15 protein-coding genes are annotated in these 16606 nt (G+C 69.8%); 10 read left to right on the top strand and 5 right to left on the bottom strand.

What is annotated here, in order from left to right; translation table 11 throughout:
• Positions 1-79 precede the first annotated feature (79 nt).
• From ABTZ89_RS06760 to ABTZ89_RS06745, 4 genes are read left to right on the top strand one after another with little or no spacing between them, the layout of a single operon-like run.
• Positions 80-817 (top strand): SDR family NAD(P)-dependent oxidoreductase, encoded by a 738-nt coding sequence (locus ABTZ89_RS06760; RefSeq protein WP_351041074.1) that lies wholly within the window; start codon positions 80-82, stop codon positions 815-817.
• Between the two features lie 35 nt (positions 818-852).
• The gene (locus ABTZ89_RS06755; RefSeq protein ID WP_351041071.1) at positions 853-1731 is read left to right on the top strand and encodes a cyclase family protein; all 879 of its coding nucleotides are present in this window, start codon (positions 853-855) and stop codon (positions 1729-1731) included.
• A gap of 45 nt (positions 1732-1776) precedes the next feature.
• A complete protein-coding gene (locus tag ABTZ89_RS06750) occupies positions 1777-3036 on the top strand; it encodes a cyclase family protein (protein ID WP_351041068.1) in 1260 nt (419 codons plus the stop codon).
• Between the two features lie 53 nt (positions 3037-3089).
• Positions 3090-4712 (top strand): AMP-binding protein, encoded by a 1623-nt coding sequence (locus ABTZ89_RS06745; protein WP_351041065.1) that lies wholly within the window; start codon positions 3090-3092, stop codon positions 4710-4712.
• 27 nt (positions 4713-4739) lie between these two features.
• Here ABTZ89_RS06745 and ABTZ89_RS06740 read toward each other — a convergent pair whose 3' ends face one another.
• The 4 genes from ABTZ89_RS06740 to ABTZ89_RS06725 are packed head-to-tail and all read right to left on the bottom strand — an operon-like array spanning position 4740 to position 9322.
• Positions 4740-6260, bottom strand: coding sequence for a class I adenylate-forming enzyme family protein (locus tag ABTZ89_RS06740; RefSeq protein WP_351041062.1), 1521 nt, complete (start codon positions 6258-6260; stop codon positions 4740-4742).
• Positions 6261-6284: 24 nt separating this feature from the next.
• Complete coding sequence (locus ABTZ89_RS06735) at positions 6285-6470, bottom strand: hypothetical protein (RefSeq protein ID WP_270946573.1); 186 nt, start codon at positions 6468-6470, stop codon at positions 6285-6287.
• A gap of 15 nt (positions 6471-6485) precedes the next feature.
• A complete protein-coding gene (locus tag ABTZ89_RS06730; RefSeq protein ID WP_351041057.1) occupies positions 6486-7871 on the bottom strand; it encodes an amidase in 1386 nt (461 codons plus the stop codon).
• Positions 7872-7918: 47 nt separating this feature from the next.
• The gene (locus ABTZ89_RS06725) at positions 7919-9322 is read right to left on the bottom strand and encodes an MFS transporter (protein ID WP_351041054.1); all 1404 of its coding nucleotides are present in this window, start codon (positions 9320-9322) and stop codon (positions 7919-7921) included.
• A 326-nt stretch (positions 9323-9648) separates the two neighbouring features.
• Between ABTZ89_RS06725 and ABTZ89_RS06720 the strand changes: the two genes are divergently transcribed.
• The 6 genes from ABTZ89_RS06720 to ABTZ89_RS06695 are packed head-to-tail and all read left to right on the top strand — an operon-like array spanning position 9649 to position 15419.
• A complete protein-coding gene (locus ABTZ89_RS06720; RefSeq protein ID WP_351041051.1) occupies positions 9649-10785 on the top strand; it encodes an acyl-CoA dehydrogenase family protein in 1137 nt (378 codons plus the stop codon).
• Between the two features lie 2 nt (positions 10786-10787).
• Complete coding sequence (locus tag ABTZ89_RS06715; RefSeq protein ID WP_351041048.1) at positions 10788-11714, top strand: acyl-CoA dehydrogenase family protein; 927 nt, start codon at positions 10788-10790, stop codon at positions 11712-11714.
• The gene (locus ABTZ89_RS06710) at positions 11711-12652 is read left to right on the top strand and encodes an acyl-CoA dehydrogenase family protein (protein WP_351041045.1); all 942 of its coding nucleotides are present in this window, start codon (positions 11711-11713) and stop codon (positions 12650-12652) included. Before ABTZ89_RS06715 ends, ABTZ89_RS06710 begins: the two co-directional genes overlap by 4 nt.
• A complete protein-coding gene (locus ABTZ89_RS06705; RefSeq protein ID WP_351041042.1) occupies positions 12649-13455 on the top strand; it encodes an enoyl-CoA hydratase/isomerase family protein in 807 nt (268 codons plus the stop codon). Before ABTZ89_RS06710 ends, ABTZ89_RS06705 begins: the two co-directional genes overlap by 4 nt.
• Before the next feature lies 1 nt (position 13456).
• Positions 13457-14596, top strand: a complete 1140-nt coding sequence (locus tag ABTZ89_RS06700; protein ID WP_351041040.1) for an acyl-CoA dehydrogenase family protein — start codon at positions 13457-13459, stop codon at positions 14594-14596.
• A 40-nt stretch (positions 14597-14636) separates the two neighbouring features.
• Positions 14637-15419, top strand: a complete 783-nt coding sequence (locus ABTZ89_RS06695) for a crotonase/enoyl-CoA hydratase family protein (protein WP_270946566.1) — start codon at positions 14637-14639, stop codon at positions 15417-15419.
• 9 nt (positions 15420-15428) lie between these two features.
• Here ABTZ89_RS06695 and ABTZ89_RS06690 read toward each other — a convergent pair whose 3' ends face one another.
• A complete protein-coding gene (locus ABTZ89_RS06690; RefSeq protein ID WP_270946565.1) occupies positions 15429-16172 on the bottom strand; it encodes a FadR/GntR family transcriptional regulator in 744 nt (247 codons plus the stop codon).
• Between the last annotated feature and the right edge of the window lie 434 nt (positions 16173-16606).

The raw sequence follows: 16606 nt of genomic DNA, 5'->3' as shown, positions 1-16606 counted from the left end.
AGAAGCCAGGATTGGGAATCTGAACTGCTCTTTGTGTGAAACCCTGGATTGAAGAGGCCTAAAGAGTATACTGATCTCCATGTTGAGCGACATGGGGTTCGCCGCTGGCAGCTGCGTCGTGGTGACCGGGGCGGGCAGTGGCATCGGTAGGGCCGTCGCGCTGGGTGCGGCCGAACTCGGGGTCGCAGTCGCCGCGTGGGACGTCGACGGTCGTGCGGTGACCGGCCTGGCCGCGGAGATCGCGGAGCGGGGAGGAGCGGCGCTGCCGGTCGAGGCGGACGCGTCCGACCCGCCGTCGGTCGCGGCGGCGCTGGACCGCGTGCTGGCGTGGCGGACGCCGGGGCTGCTGGTCAACAACGCCGGCCCGCCCAGCGGGGTGCCGCAGCCGTTCGCCGATGGGATCGTCGGCGTGCTCGGAATCGTCGACCTGGTCACGAATTCCTGGCTCGACCGGGTGCAGGAGCAGGCCGCGGCGGTGGTGAACGTGGCCTCGATCGCCGGCACCGCGATCGGCGGCGAAGTGAGCTGGTACTCGGCGGCGAAGGCCGGGGTCATCGGGTACACCCGGCACCTGGCGGCCGCCGCACCGTTCGGGGTGAGGGCCAACGCGATCGCGCCTGGCCTGGTGGACACCCCGCGGATGAAGGAGTTCCTCCCGTCGGAGGCAGGGCGGCGCGTGGTGGCCCGGATCCCGCGCGGTGCGCCGGTGCGCCCCGAGGAGGTCGCCGCGCCTGTGCTGTTCCTGCTGTCCCCGTCGGCCTCGGCCATCACCGGCACGGTCGTCACCGTGGACGCCGGTCTGTCGGTCACGACCTGACCTCCCCGCTTCCCCTCCGACAAGGACGTTCGCCCATGAGTTCCGCGAAACCCCTGCCCGCTGACGACGCCGATCTGGTGCGCAGCCTCGGCGTGCCCACCAACGGGACCGTCTACGACCTGTCCTCGGGCTGGTGGCGGCACATGCCCACGTTCGACGGCTACCCGCGTTTCGAGGTCGTCACCTACAACTCGCCGCAGGGGCAACGGGTCGAGCGCCGCTTCCCGTTCTCCGAAGATGCCTCGAACGACGTGGGATTCGGGTACGTCTCCGAGCTCGTCTCGGGCAGCCTGCACACCGGGACGCACATCGACGCGCTCTGCCACGTCACGTGCGGCAGCGAGGACGAGTGGCACGGCTCCGCATCGTCCACCGCCGAACTGGGCAACTACGGTGCCACCCGCGGCGATGCGTCGGAACTCGCTCCCATCATCGGCCGCGGGGTGCTGCTGGACGTGCCGGGCGCACTGGGCCTGGAGGTGCTCCCGCCGCATTTCGCCATCGGCGAGGAACACCTCCGGCGTGCGGCGGAAGCCGCGGGCATCACCATCGCGGCCTCCGACATCGTGCTGGTGCGCACCGGGCAGATGAAGTTCTGGCCGGACATCGCGAAGATCACCGAGAACAGCGGAGGCAGCGGCGTCGCGTTGGACGGTGCGCGATGGCTCCTCTCGCACGGTGTGCGCTACGTCGGTGCGGACACGATGTCGTTCGAGGTTCGACCGTCCGAAGTGGAGGGAAATCCGCTGCCCGTGCACCTGCTGCTGCTGCAGCAGCACGGGGTGCACATCATGGAATGGGTCGACTGCGAGGAGCTGGCCGCGGACGGAGTCGCGGAGTTCCTGTTCATCGGATTGCCGTTGACCATTCGCGGCGGCACCGGGTCGCCGCTGCGGCCCATCGCCGTGGTCTGACGGCCGCTCATCCCCACTGCACGAAAGCGCCGAAAGGGTTGTTGGATGAATCCAGATCTGATGCGCCAGTACCTCGCCGGACGCCGGACCAGTCGCCGTGCTGCTCTGCGGATCGCCGGTGCTGCAGGAGTGCTCGGAGCCAGCGCCGTGGCCGGGGTTCCCACGGCGAGTGCGGCTGGGGCTCCCGCGCCGGCCGGTCCCGGGAAGCCGGGCGATCGTTTCGACGACGCGCTGTTCGACTACTCGGATCCGGCGAACCTGGCCGACTGGGCACCGAGCCGCTACGGCGCGGACGACCAGCGGGGCGCGCTCAACGAGGTGACGCCGGAGAAGACTGCGGCAGCACTGGGTCTGGTCCGTTCCAGTGCGGTGCGGACCTACAACCTCGGCGAGTTGATGTACAACGGTTTTCCGGCGGCTGGATCGGGCATCCGCCGCAGCTACGAGCAGCGGCTGACCGTCAGCGGCTACCAGCCGCCCCAGGGCTTCCAGGACGAAGGCGGCGTGCTGTTCACCACCGATCCGCTCGGGACCAACAAGTTGAGCTACCACGAGGAGCGCTTCGCCGGGGAGGTGTTCCCGAACCACTCGGAGCCGCTGTCGACGACGTTCCAGATCGGGTCGCAGCTCGACAACCTCAACCACATCGGGTCGGGCGACTTCTTCTACAACGGGCTTCGGGGGCCTGACGTCGCTCGCGGCCACGGGACGGCCAAGCTGGGCAGCGAGAACGTGGGTCCGGTGGTGACCAGGGGAGTGCTGCTGGACGTGCTCGGGGTGAAGCTGGCCAAGGGCCAGGTGGGGGATCTCGCCGAGCCGGCGTCGAACGGCGAGCCGCTGTTGCGGGAGAACTACCGGATCACCGTGGCGGACCTGGTCGAAGCGATGGACTTCGGCCGCATCAAGGCGATCGAGCCCGGTGATGCGGTCCTGCTGCGCACCGGGTGGCACCAACTGCTCGTCCGCCGCGACCCGGGCGACGTCGCGCGCTGGCAGGCGCCGCACGGCATGCCGGGGATCTACGTGCGGGAAGCCCGGTGGCTGTCCCAGTTCCGCCCGGCGATCATCGGCAGCGACACCTGGGCGCTCGAAGTGCTCGGCAGTCCGGTGAACGAGGACGGCGCGATCTTCCCGGTCCACCAGGAACTGATGATGCGGCACGGCATCCGGATCGGGGAGTCCTACGTCCTCGACGATCTCGCCGAGGACGGCGTGCACGAGTTCGTCTTCGCGGTGACGCCCCAGTTCTCCGAAGGTGCCACCGCGGGCAACACGACTCCGCTCGCACTGGCCCAACGCCGGTGAGCTGCTCGCCGATCCCGGTTGATCACGACTGCAGTGCGGGAGGAACGACGACGATGGCGTTGAACGATGTTGCCAACGACGTGCCGCTCAGCCCGCTGAGCTTCTTGCACCGCACGGCGGACATCAGCGGTGATGACATCGGGGTGATCACCGACGGCGGGGACCGGGTGTCGTGGTCGCGGCTGCTGGATCGGGCGCAGCGGTTGGCCGGCCGCCTGTCGGAACTCGGGCTGGAGCCCGGTGACCGGGTGGCGGTCCTGGCGCCCAACGACCTTCCGCTGCTGGAAGCGCATTACGGTGTTCCGGGCGCGGGTTGCGCCCTGGTGGCGCTGAACACGCGGCTGTCGCCCCAGGAGTACGAACTGGTGTTGCGCCTCGCCGGGGCCAAGGCGCTCATCGTCGACCACTCGCTCACCGGTCAGGTGGCCGACATCGCGACCCGGGTGCCGACCCTTCGCGCAGTTGTCGCGATCGGTCCCGACGACGAGCCGGACCCCGACGGCTACACCGACTGGCTGGACACCGCACGACCGATGCCCTTGCGGCTTCCCGGCGACGAACGCCAGCCGCTGGCGGTCAACTTCACCTCGGGTACCACGGGCAAGCCGAAAGGCGTGGTGTACACGCACCGCGGCGGCTACCTGAACGCGCTCGGACAGGTCGCGTCCGTCGGGCTGAACGCCGACTCGCGCTACCTGTGGACGCTGCCGATGTTCCACTGCAACGGCTGGTGCTACACCTGGGCGGTGACCGCCGTCGGCGGGCAGCACGTCGCGCTGCGCAAGGTGGACCCGCCGCGCGTGCTCGACCTCGTCCGGGACCACGCGATCACGCACCTGTGCGGCGCGCCGGTCGTGCTCGACTCACTGAGCGAGGAGAGCCGTTCGCGCGGAGGAACCGAATTCGCGCAGAGCGTGCTCTACGCGGTCGGCGGCGCAGCCCCGTCACCGACTGCGATCGCGGAGATGTCACGCATGGGCGTCGAAATCGTGCACCTGTACGGGATGACCGAGACCTACGGCCCGGCGATGATGTGCGTGCCGCGGCCCGAATGGCGCCAGTACGAGCTTCCCCGCCTGGCGAAGACGATGGCGCGCCAGGGCGTCCGCACCCTGAACGTCGAGTCGGTGCGCGTGGTGACCGCGGACTTCGACGACGTCCCCGCCGACGGCACCACGCTCGGCGAGCTGGTCATCCGGTCGAACACCGTGATGTCGCACTACCTCGACGATCCGGACGCGACGGCGGCGGCGTTCACCGGCGGCTGGTTGCACACCGGTGACGTCGCGGTCCGCCACGCCGACGGGTACGTCGAGATCCGCGACCGGCTCAAGGACGTCATCATCAGCGGCGGCGAGAACATCTCCTCGATCGAGGTGGAGAACGTCCTGCTCGAGCACGCCGCGGTGGCCGAGGCGGCCGTGGTGGCCCGGCCCCACGCGAAATGGGGCGAGGTGCCGGTCGCCTTCGTCCGTTCGCACGAGGGGCACGACGTGACTGAGACCGAGCTCGTCGAGTGGCTTCGGGCCCGGCTGGCGCATTTCAAGGTGCCGCGCGAGGTCCGCTTCGGCTCCCTGCCGAAGACCTCGACCGGGAAGGTGCGCAAGGCGGTGCTGCGGGAGGCGGCGCGATCGCGGCCCGAAGGTGGTCGCGATGCGCACGCGTCCGCTACTTGATCGGCGAGCGCAGCCGGACTCCGCCGATCACGCGTCCTCGGCGAGGGCCTCGGCTCGGACCCGGCGGCGGTCCGGTTTGTTGTTCGGGGTGAGCGGGATCGCGGTGAGCAGGCGGAGCGTCTTGGGGATCTTGTAGCCGGCCAGCGCACTCCGGCAGTGGGCGCGCAGCTCTTCCAGCTCGATCCGAGCGTCCGGTGCGGCGACCACGCCCACCTCGACCCGCTCGCCCCAGTGCTCGTCGGGCATGCCGTACACGATCGCGTCGGCGACGTGCGGGTGGCGGAGCACCACTTCCTCCACCTCGCGCGGGTAGACGTTCTCTCCACCGCTGATGATCATCTCCTTCCGGCGCCCGGCGATGAACACCCAGCCGTCCTCGGTCCGGGACGCGAGATCGCCGATGTGCACCTCGTCCGGTCGGAAGGTCGCTGCCGTGTCCTCGGCGAGTCCGTAGTACCCGCGGGTCTGCCACGGGCAAGAGACCACCAGGTCGCCGACGGCACCGGTCGGCACCTCGCGGCCGTCCTCGCCGAGGATCCGCACGGTGGCACCGGGCAGCGGCCTGCCCACCCCGCTGAACCGGCCTGCCAGGAGGTCTTCGTGGTCGAAGCCCATGACGGAGCCGAACTCGGTCGCCCCGAACCCGGCCCGGATCCGGGCGTTCGGGAAGTCGCGCAGCAGGCCTTGCACGAAGTCGTCGGTGGAGGGGGCAGAGCCGAAGCGGATCGCGGTGACGTTGCTGCGGCGGGTGCTGGCGAACTCGGGCCGGGCGCGCAGCGCGGCGAACATGGTCGGTGCGCCCATGAGCCGGCTGGCGCCGCGGTCGATGGCCGCCAGCGCTGCTGCGGCGTCGAACCGGCGCTGGATCCACACCTCGCCGCCGGCCATCAGCGGCGCGAGCAGGTTCGTGCCGAGCGTGATGTGGAAGAACGGGGAGAAGAACAGCTCGACGTCGGCGGGGGTCCGGGGGTTGCCGTGCGCGCACGTGTTCAGCCACAGCCACAGGCTGCGGTGGGTGTGCACCGCGCCCTTCGGGGTTCCGGTCGTACCGCCGGTCGCGAAGATCACGGCCAGGTCGTCCTCGGCCGGGCGGAAGCGATCTCCGGCGGGGGCGTGCAGCGGTTCCAGGCGTTGTGCCACCGGAAGTTCCCGGTCCGCGGCGGGGAGTTCGACGACCTGGTAGCCCGTCTCGCGCGCGAGCGGTGCATAGGTCTGGTCGGCGAGCACCAGGGTGGGGTCGAGCGCAGCGAGGTAGGTGCGCGCCTCCGGTGCGGTGAGCCGGATGTTCAGCGGCGCGGCCACCATCCCGCCCGCCAGCGCCCCGAGTATCGCGATGGTGTGCGGGATCGACGGCTGCATGGCCGTGACGACCCGGTCGCCGGGGCGGGCTCCGGCGTTCCGGAGCCCGGTCGCGACCGCGTCCATCGCGGCGACCAGCTCGGCGAACGTCAGCTCACCGCACTCGTCCACGAGCGCCCGGCGGCGCGCCCCGTGCGGTTGGTCGCCAATCGTTCGCAGCCAGTTCGGCAGCGTGAGTTCCTCGGCCACTGCGTCTCCCTCGCTCTCGTGGGTTCAGGGCCTGCTCTGGAATACCAGGGCGGGCTGCTCGTACCGGGCCTCGGACACGGCGTGGAGTGCAGCGATCTCCCGTTGCAGGCCCGGGTACTCGGCGATGATCTGCGCCTGCTCCTGCGGTGAGGGGGACAGGCCTGCTGCGGCGAGCAACGCCGGGACGACGACCGTCGGGTCTGCGCTCATCGTGCTCTCCAATGCTCACGCGGTGAAGTGGTCGCGCACCAACTCCGGCACGCGCCTGTGCCAGTCGGTTCGTCGCTGGTAGGCCTGCCCGGCAGCGATCACCGCGGCATCGTCGAACGGCTTGCCGGCGATGTGCATCCCCAGCGGCAGACCGTCGGAGGTGAAGCCCATCGGAACCGACATCGCCGGATTGCCCACCGCGTTCCAGCAAGCGGTCAACGCCGCGTCCGCCATCCCGTCGGTTCGCAGCGACCGGAGTTCGGGGGCCGGGCCGGTCATCGTCGGCGTCACGACCAGGTCGACGTCGCCGAACAGGTCGGCGAGCTTGCGCTGACCGACGCGGCGGACGCGTTGCAGCTGCACGAAGTCGCCCGCCGAGATCAGCGCACCCCTCACCACGGCCATCCGGGTTCCCGCGCCGTAGTCGGACCACCGGTCCTGCAGATCGTTCCGGTGGTAGGCGTACGCTTCCGCCGCCAGGCCCAGCCTCGTGACCGATTTCAGCTCGGCGTAGCAGGGGAGCTCGACCGGCACCACGGATGCTCCGGCAGCCTGCAGCTCGTGCACCGCCAGTTCGAACAGCGACCCCAATTCGCTGTGCGCGTGCGGGGATTCGTCCAGCAGCGGATCCACGCCGATGCGCAGTCCGGTGATCGAGTCGGGCACGGTGAAGCGAGCGGAATCAACCGAGGTCGGGTCGCCGGCGTCGTGGCCGGATACCGCATTCACGATCGTCGCGCAGTCCTGGGCTGTCCGGGCCAGCGGGCCGATGTGGTCGTAGCTGTAGCCGAGCGGGACGCACCCGGACTTCGGGACCAGGCCGAAGGTCGGTTTGAGGCCGGTCACACCGCACGCGGCGGCCGGGAAGCGGATGCTGCCCGCGGTGTCCGTGCCGAGGCCGCCGAGGAACATGCCCGTCGAGACACCGCATCCGGCCCCGGAGCTCGAACCGCCGCTGTAGTGCGCGGTGTTCCACGGGTTGCGCGTGATCGGGAAGGGCCGGTCCGCGTCCGGGGCGCCGATCGCGAACTCCATCATCGCGGTCTTGCCGGTGACCACGGCTCCCGCCGCGCGCAATCGAGCTACGACCGGAGCATCTCCGGTGCTTCCCCAGGTCCTGTCCAGGACGACGCTCTGCGCTGTGGTCTCGCCTTCTTCGGTGGCGATGGAGTCCTTGATCCCCAAGGGGATGCCGTGCAGCGGCCCGCGATCCAGCCCCTTGGCCAGCTCGGCATCCGCTTGTGCAGCGGCGGCCAGAGCGGTGTCGTCGAACCGGGAGAGGTAGACGCCGAGCTCGGTGTCGTGCGCGTCCGCGACGGCGAAGGCCGACCGGACGAGCTCGACGGAGGTCGTCTCGCCGCTCCGAAGTGCTGCGGCGGCTTCGGCGATCGTCAGCTGCATGAGCCCCTCCCGGCCGAGATCCGAGCGCAATGAGCCTGCTTGGCACGTCATGGCGCTGTCGGCTCCGGTGTGGACAGTGCCACGGGGTCGTCCTCGGCGAGGTCGCGACCGCGGGTTTCGGAGATGCGCCAGATCGCGACGATGGTGATTCCCGCTGCCACGGCCGCGATCGAGCTCAGCGGCACGCTCGAGCCGCCGGTGCGGGCGACCAGGCTGCTGGCGATCAGCGGTGTGAAACCGGCGCCGATCAGGCTGGCCAGCTGGTAGCCCAGCGAGATGCCGGTGTAGCGGACGCCGGTGCCGAACATCTCCGAGAGCATGGGCGCCAGCGGCGCGTACATCAGGTTCTGCAACACCTGCGCGAACATCATCCCAGCCGTCATCAGCAGCACGGAACCGGTGTTTATCAAGGCGTACAAGGGGAATGCGAACAGCACCGCGCCGATGGCACCGATGAGGCCGACGGCGCGGCGGCCGAGCCGGTCCGTCCAGGCGGAGAACACCGGGATGCAGATGATGCCGACGACCGCCACGAGCATCAACGCCCGTGCGATGTCGGACGTCTCGAAACCGAGCCCCTTGGCGTAGGCGAGGATGTGCGAGCTGATCAGCGCGCTGAGCGCGAACGGTCCGATCCCGGCCGCGCAGGCGAGGATGAGCGCGCGGGGACGGCGCAGAACCTGCACCACCGGGATCCTGCGGCGCTCCTGGGCGCCGGCCTTGGCGGCCGCCGCCTCGAACACGGGGCTCTCGACGATCCGGAGCCGGACGTACAGGCCGATCAGCAGCAGCAGGGCGCTGAGCAGGAAGGGCAGCCGCCATCCCCAGGACAGCAGGGAGCTCTTCGGCAGCAGGGTGATCAGCGCGAGCACCACGGTGGACAGGAAGGCGCCGAGCGGTGAACCGAGCTGCGTGATCCCCGCCCACATGCCTCGGCGGCGCGCGCCGGCGTGCTCGACGACCATCAGCGCCGCGCCGCCCCACTCGCCGCCGACCGAAAGTCCTTGCACCACGCGCAGAACGACCAGTGCCAGCGGCGCTGCGATGCCGATCGAGTCGTAGGTGGGCAGCACGCCGATGAGGAAGCTGGCACCGCCCATCAGCAGCATGGTGATCATCAGCATCGACTTGCGGCCGAGGCGATCGCCGAAGTGCCCGAAGATCAGCCCGCCCAGCGGGCGGGCCACATAACCGGCCGCCAGGGTGCCGAACGCCGCGATCGTGGACGTGGCCGCATCGAGGGACGGGAAGAACAGCTCCCCGAAGACCAGGGCCGCCATCGAGCTGTAGATCAGGAAGTCGTAGTACTCGATCACCGTGCCCAGCAGGCCGGACAGGGTCACCTTGCGCAGCTGCGCGGACCGGTCGCGGCGGGAACTCGACGTGGTGCGGGTCGCTGCGGAGCTGTCGGGTGTCGACGGCTCCGGTGCGGGTGGTTCCTGCGCGACCATCGGGACCTCCGTGGGGCGGTGAACGGGCGAGGTGCAGTACTGATGGGCGCAAAAAGAGTATCCTCTTTAAGATGGATCGACAAGGATCTGCTCGAATTGCAGCCTAGTCGCCGGAGGTGGTAGCGGGCTGGCAGTCCGGCAGATTCAAGAGTTGAAGTCCGGTGCCCAGGCGTGTTGTTCGAGCGGTCCCGCTGTCCGGGATCGCCAACGGCGCTTCGCGTGTGTTAGGAATAAAGTGCACTGAATTGGAAGCCTTCGTCGATGGGAGCTACCGCGGTGATCCGAGTGGACTACTGGCCGAGCATCCGCACGTCCGGGAGGGGCTGATGGAATTCGCGTGGAGCGGAGCCGACGCGGGCTTCCGCCACGAGCTGGTGGACTTCCTCGACCGCGAGCTGGCCGGCTGGGACCGATCGACCGGGCTCGGCAGCGCGGTCCACAGCGACTTCTCACGGGCGTTCGTGCGCACGCTGGCCGACCGGGGATGGCTCACGCCGCACTGGCCCGAGGAGTACGGCGGTGGCGGCCAAGGCGCGTGGCAGCACTTCGTGCTCGGCGAGGAGCTGTGGAAGCGCGGCGAACCGCGCGGGCCGCAGTACATGAACGTCAACTGGGTCGGCCCGGCGATCATCAAGTACGGCACGGAGGAGCAGAAGCGCGAGCTGCTCCCGCCGATCGCGCGCGGCGAGGTCTTCTGGTGCCAGGGCTTCTCCGAGCCGGAGGCCGGAACCGACCTGGCGGCACTCCGGACGCGGGCGGTTCGGGACGGGGACGGCTTCGTCCTGAACGGGCAGAAGATCTGGACCTCCTACGCCAACGAGGCGGACTACTGCTTCCTGCTGGCGCGAACGGGTTCGGTCGCCGACGGCCGCGACGGCATCTCGGTCTTCCTGCTGCCGCTGAAAACACCGGGGGTCGAAGTCCGGCGCATCGACGGCCTCGTCGGCGAGCACTCGTTTAACGAACTCTTCCTCACCGACGCCCGCATTCCAGCCGAGTGCTTGCTCGGCGAGGAGAACAAGGGCTGGGAGATCGTCCGGCGGACGCTGGCCTACGAACGCGTCGGAGCACCGCGGTACGCGCGCGCCGCGCTGGTGCTCGACCGGCTGGCCGAATGGTGCCGGGCAGCGGGCCTCCTGGAGGACGGGGGCGTCCAGGAGCAGTTCGGCCAAGCGCGAGCGCTGTGCGAAGCGGCCAGGATCCTGGTCTACCGCGTGATCGACGAACGGGCGAAGGCGAAGGAACCCTCGCCGCTGGCGTACCAGGCCCGCGCGGCGATGGTGCAGGCCGAACGGGCCGTCGGTGACCTCGCCCTGGACGTGATGGGCAGCGAAGCCCTGGTGGAGGGGGCCTTGGGCGACGCGCAGTTCCGCAACTCGCTCGGCGCGGGCATCGCCGCGGGCAGCTACGAGGTCCAGCTCAACTTGATCACCCGCCTCATCCTGAACCTGCCGAAGGACTGACCATGGATTTCGAGCTGTCGTCGACCCAGAGCGCACTCCTCGACTCGCTGGGCACCCTGTTGAGCAGGCACGCAGGCACGACCCGCAGCCGTGCGCTCGCCGCATCCGGCGAGTACGACCACGCCCTGGAATCCGAGCTGCGGCAGGCCGGGTTCCTCGACCTGTTCGAAGCAGAGGAAGCCGGCCCGCTCGGCGCGGCGCTCGCGGTCGAGCGGATCGCCGCCGAGCTCGGCGGCATCACACCGGTACCGCACCTGCTGGTGCTGCCCGCGCTCGGACTCGAACGGCCGGAGGGGCCCATCGCCATGGCGGTGGCCGGCGATTCCAGCCCGATCCGCTACGGAGGAGAGGCCGAGCTGATGCTGCTGGTCGACGGCGACCGGTGCGTCGCCGCCGAGCTCGATCCCGCTGCCGCCGATCCGGTGCCCTCCGCCTACGGTTACCCGCTCGCACGGGTGTCTCCGACCCGGCGGCGCGAGCTCGCTTCCGGAACTTCCGCGGTCGCGGTGAACTGGTGGCGCGTAGGAGTTTCGGCCGAAGCAGTGGGGATGATGCGGCAGGCCCTCGACATCGCGGTCACCTACGCGAAGGATCGCAAGGTGTTCGGGCGGTCGATCGGTTCGTTCCAGGCGCTGCAGCACCGGTTGGCGGAGCTGAGCGTGTTCGTCGAGGGTGCGCGCTGGCTGGTTTACGAGGCTGCTTTCCGGGGTGCCCCGGCGGAGGCGGCCGCAGTTGCCTCGGCGCACACGATGGCCACGCTGAGCCGTTTGACGCGGGAGACCCACCAGATCATGGGAGCGGTCGGCTTGACGACGGAACACGACCTGCACTTGTGGACGCTGCGGCTCCAAGCGCTGCGGGCTGAGCTCGGCGGCAGGCGCGCCCACGGTCGTGCGGTGGTGGCGGAGCGCTGGGCGCAGGCGTCATGAGCATCGCGTTGACCCGCACCGCGGAACAACAAGCGCTGGCCGAGTCGGTCCGGAGCTATTGCGCCGCGCACTGCACCGAGGAAGTCCGGGGGCCCGGACCCTTCCCGTGGTCGTTCTGGCAGGGGCTGGCCGAGCTGGGAGTGCTGTCGCTGGCGATGCCCGGCGAGGACGGGGGAGCGGGCGAGATCGCTGCGGTCGGTGCAGAGCTCGGGCGAGCCGCGGCACCCGGCCCCGTTGCAGCGACCGTGTTCGCCACCCACACGCTGCCCGCTGAGCAGGCAGAACAGCTCGGCAACGGCACCAGCCTGGTCTCGTTCGGCCAGCCGCCGCTGATGCCCTGGGCGCCGCTGGCGGAGGTGTTCGTCGAAGCGGACGGCGAAGAGGCCTGGCTGGCCCGTCCGGTCGGGGAGATCGAGCCGGTCGAAGTGCTGGGCGGGGACCCGTGGGGTCGGGTCGCCCTGGAACGCGTGCAGCCGTTGGAACGCGTGAACGCCGGAATGGCGTTGGCGGACATCGCCCTCGCCGCCTACCTGTGGGGTGCGGGGCGACGGTTGCTCGACGCCGCCGCCGAGCACGCCAGGACCCGCGTCCAGTTCGGCCGGCCGATCGGGTCCTTCCAAGCGGTCGCGCATCCGATCGTGACCGCCGGCGTCGCCTTGACCTCGGCCGAGAAGCTCACCACGATGGCCGCGCTGGCCATCGACGACGAGCACCAGGACGGTGGCGTGCTGGCGGTCTCCGCGCGGCTGTCCGCTTCCCGGGCCGCGGTCGAGGCAGCGCTCGTCGCGCACCAGACCTTCGGTGCGATCGGGTATTCCGAGGAAGGGCCGATCGGTCAGGTGGCCAATCGGATCAGGCAGTTGGCAAACGCGCCAGGCCACCCGCAGGGATCGGGTGGACAGGTGCTGGCGAGGTACTTCCGGAAAGGGCGGGGATGATGTCCGAGCAGGCTCCCGAGGTGATCTTCGAGAAGCGCGACCACGTCGCCCGCATCACGCTCAACCGCCCGCACAAGGGGAACTCGCTGACCGGGACGATGATGCCGCGGATGAAGGAGATCTGGGGCGAGGTGCGCGACGACCCCTGGATCCGCGCGGCGATCATCACCGGCTCCGGTGACCGGCACTTCTGCACCGGTGCGGACGTCAACGTGGTCGCCGACCGCGGCGGCATGAGCACCGGCACGGGGCCGCTGACCGACGAAGTCCACTGGTCCCCGAAGCAGAACCGGGTGTGGAAGCCGGTGATCAGCGCGGTCAACGGCCTCGTCGCCGGTGCGGGGCTGCACTTCGTGGTGGACGCCGACATCGTGCTCGCCGTGGACCACGCGTCCTTCATGGACACCCACGTGAACGTCGGGCTGGTCGGTGCGATGGAGAACATCGGACTGGCGAAGCGGCTGCCGCTGGGGTCCGCGCTGCGGATGACGTTGATGGGCAAGAGCTACCGGATGCCCGCCGAGCGCGCCTACCAGCTCGGCCTGGTCGACGAACTGTCCACAACGGAGGGTCTGATGGACGCGGCCGAGGAGATGGCCGGTGCGATCGTGCGGAACTCGCCGGCCGCGGTGTCGCTGTCGCAGCAGGCGATCTGGGGCTCGCTCGAGATGGGGTACGCCCAAGCGTGCGAGTACGGCTGGGCGTTGCTGCGCATGCACTGGGCCCACCCCGACGCCAAGGAAGGGCCGCGCGCGTTCAGCGAGGGCCGGGAACCGAAGTGGACCACCGGCGCGGAGGACTGAGATGGATTTCGGCTTCACCCCCGAGGAAGAGGCCTTCCGCGGCGAGGTCCTCGAGTTCCTGGACGAATTCCACGACGTGCGCGGGTACTTCCACCGCGGTGCGAACACACCCGACAGCGTCCGGCGCGTCTACCGGGCGCTCGGCGACCGGGGCTGGCTTTCGCTGTCCTGGCCGGTCGAGTTCGGCGGGGCCGGCCGCTCACCCGCGTACGAGTTCATCTTGTGGGACGAGATGGCTTACGCCCGGGTCGCCCGGCCGCCGATGGGGCCGGGCCTGGTCGCCAAGGCGCTGATGTCGCACGGAACCGACGAGCAGCGCGCCCGATTCCTGACCGGGCTGCGACGCGGCCGGATCAACTTCTGCCTCGGCTACTCCGAACCGGATGCCGGTTCGGACCTGGCGGCGGTGCGCACCCGGGCGCGGCTCGACGACGGGGGCACCTCCCGCTCGAGCGAAGCCGAGTACGTGGTCGACGGTGCGAAGTGCTGGACGTCCAACGCGCACTGGTCGGACTACATCTGGCTGCTGTGCCGGACGGGACCCAAGGACAGCAGATCGCGCGGGCTCAGCGTGCTGATCGTGCCGCTGGACAGCCCCGGGGTGTCGGTGTCGCCGATTCCGACGCTCGACGGCGGGCGGTTGAACGAGGTCCGGTTCGACGGCGTGCGGGTCCCGGTGGCCAACCGGGTGGGCGACGAGGACGAGGGCTGGCAGGTGGTCAGCTCGGCGCTCGCGGTGGAGCGCCACGTGCAGTTCCCGCCGAAACGGCTGCGACGCGACCTGCACGACGTGGTGGCCGGGTTGGAAACCGCCGGTGTCCTCGGCGATCCCGTCGTCCAGCATCGGCTCGAAGAGCTGGCTGTGCGCGTTGCCGAGGTCGAGGCGCTGGCGCTGGCGTTGCTCGGCGAGGTGATCAGCGGTGAGCCGTCAGCGGTGCCTGCCGCCTACCACAAGCTCGCGGGAACGGTGCTGGCGCAGGACATCGCCCGTGCCGGGCTGGAATTCGGTTCGTCCGAGGCGTTCGTCAAGGGGACCGACGCCGAGTTCATGTGGCGGCAGTCGATCCTGGAAACCATCGGCGGCGGCACCTCGGAGGTCATGCGCGGGCTCATCGCTCGGCAGGAATTCGGGCTCAGCTGAGCCACGTTCGCCGTCCTGCGCAGGAGGGAAGGGCACCACCATGCCGTGCAGTTCCGCCGCGGACCTGGTCCTGACCGACAGGCGTGAGCACGTCCTGATCGTCACGATCAACCGCCCCGAATGTCGAAATGCGGTCGATGCGGCGACCGCCGGGCAGCTCGAGCAGGCGATGGACCTGCTCGATGATGACGACGACCTGTTCGCCGGCGTCGTCACCGGCGCCGGTGGGACGTTCTCCGCCGGGGCGGACCTGAAAGCGGCGGCGAGAGGGGAGAAGGCGGTCACGCCGAGGCGGGGCGGCTTCGGTGTTTTCCGGCGGCCGCCGCGCAAGCCGCTGATCGCAGCCGTGGAGGGGTTCGCCGTCGGCGGCGGGTTCGAGCTGTGCCTGTCGTGCGACCTGATCGTCGCGGCCGCCGACGCCCGGTTCGGGCTGCCCGAGGTCCGCCACAACGGCGTCGCGGCCGGCGGCGGACTGTTCCGGCTGCCGAAGCGGTTGCCCTACCACCTGGCCGTGGAGCTCGCCTTGACCGGTGCCTTCCGCGACGCGGAGTTCTTCCACCGCTGGGGCGTGGTGAACCGGGTCGTGCCCGCGGGAGCTTCCCTCGACGCCGCGGTGGAACTCGCCGAATCCCTGCAGGCCAACGGGCCCACGGCGGTGATGGCGTCGAAGGAGATCATCTTTCGGTCGTCGTCGTGGGCGACCGAGGAGGAGGCGTGGGAGGCGCAGCAACCGATCGCTGCCCGGGCGCTCGACTCCGAAGACCGGCGCGAGGGACTGGCCGCCTTCGCCGAGAAGCGCGAACCGAGATGGGTGGGACGCTGACCGGCTGCGTCACGATTCGTCCGGGAGCAACGCGGCGATCGCTTGCAGGTGGCGGCGCATCCGGTGCTGGCCCAGTGGCGCGTCCCCGGCGACGATGGCCGCGACGATGGCCTCGTGCGCTTCGTGGGATGCGATGGCATCGTCGAGATGCCCCTCGTCGTCGACGTCGGCAGCGTCCCATTCCTGCTGGACGATGTCCTGGTCCAGTTGTGCCAGCACTTCCACGAACAATGCTATCGCGGGATTTCCGGCCAGTTCCGCGATGACCCGGTGCAGATCGCGCGCATATCCTCGAGTAACACCTCGATCGATCTGCTCCTGCTCGAGATCGAGCGCCTCTTTCAGCTTTTCGATTCCCGATTCGGTCAAATTCTCGGTGGCGCTGGCGATTCCCGCGAGTTCGAGCGCCATCCGCGCCTCGAGCAATTGATGCCGGGTCACCGCCGCGCGTCGGAGGTGCACTCGTGCGGCGTTGCGGACGACGCCGGGGTCCGGCTCGGTCACGACCAGCCCACCGCTGGGACCGCGGCGCATGGTGGCCAACTGCTGGTGCTCCACCAGCCGGACGGCTTCCCGGAACACCGCCCTGCTCACCCCGTACCGCTCGATGAGCTCCCCCTCGGAACCCAGCACCGAACCGATGCGCCAGCCGCTCGCGACGATGTCCTTCTCGATCAGTTCGGCAACCCGTTCGGCGAGCCGCGGATTTCGTCGTGCCCCGCGTGCAAAATTCTCTTTCGGCTCGCTGGTCATCAATCGGCTCCCGACCTGTTTTCCCATTGTCGCGATCAGTGATCGTGCTGGATCTATGATAACTCACGCGGCACATCCGGAATGAACGGCAGCGCGGATTCGAGCGGCCCGCCCGAGCGCTTTCCGGGACCGACCCGGAGCAGTGCGCGCCTGGCTCTCGCCGGTGGTGCGGCGCACTGCCCCGGCGGAACGTTGGAGGGCGGTGCACCGATTCTTCGTGTGAAACTGCGTGGACGGGGCGGGATTTCGGGAAAAGCGCACCAAATTCGCTTCCCGGGTCTAAGGTTCTGGACGTGGGGATGAAGCAGGGTTCGCCCGAGTTGGTGGAGGGTTCGCACCCGAGGCTGGTTCTCGCGGGCGTCGTGGCGGTCACCGCGATCGCGTCCGCGGTGGTGTACGCGCTTTTCCTCGTCGGTGACGGGTTCCCCGGCGAT

The organism is Saccharopolyspora sp. NPDC002686 (assembly GCF_040295745.1).
GTDB classification, from domain to species: Bacteria; Actinomycetota; Actinomycetes; order Mycobacteriales; family Pseudonocardiaceae; genus Saccharopolyspora; species Saccharopolyspora oryzae.
The sequence above is the reverse complement of the archived record's forward strand: the minus strand, read 5'-3'. Positions and strand labels throughout refer to the sequence as shown.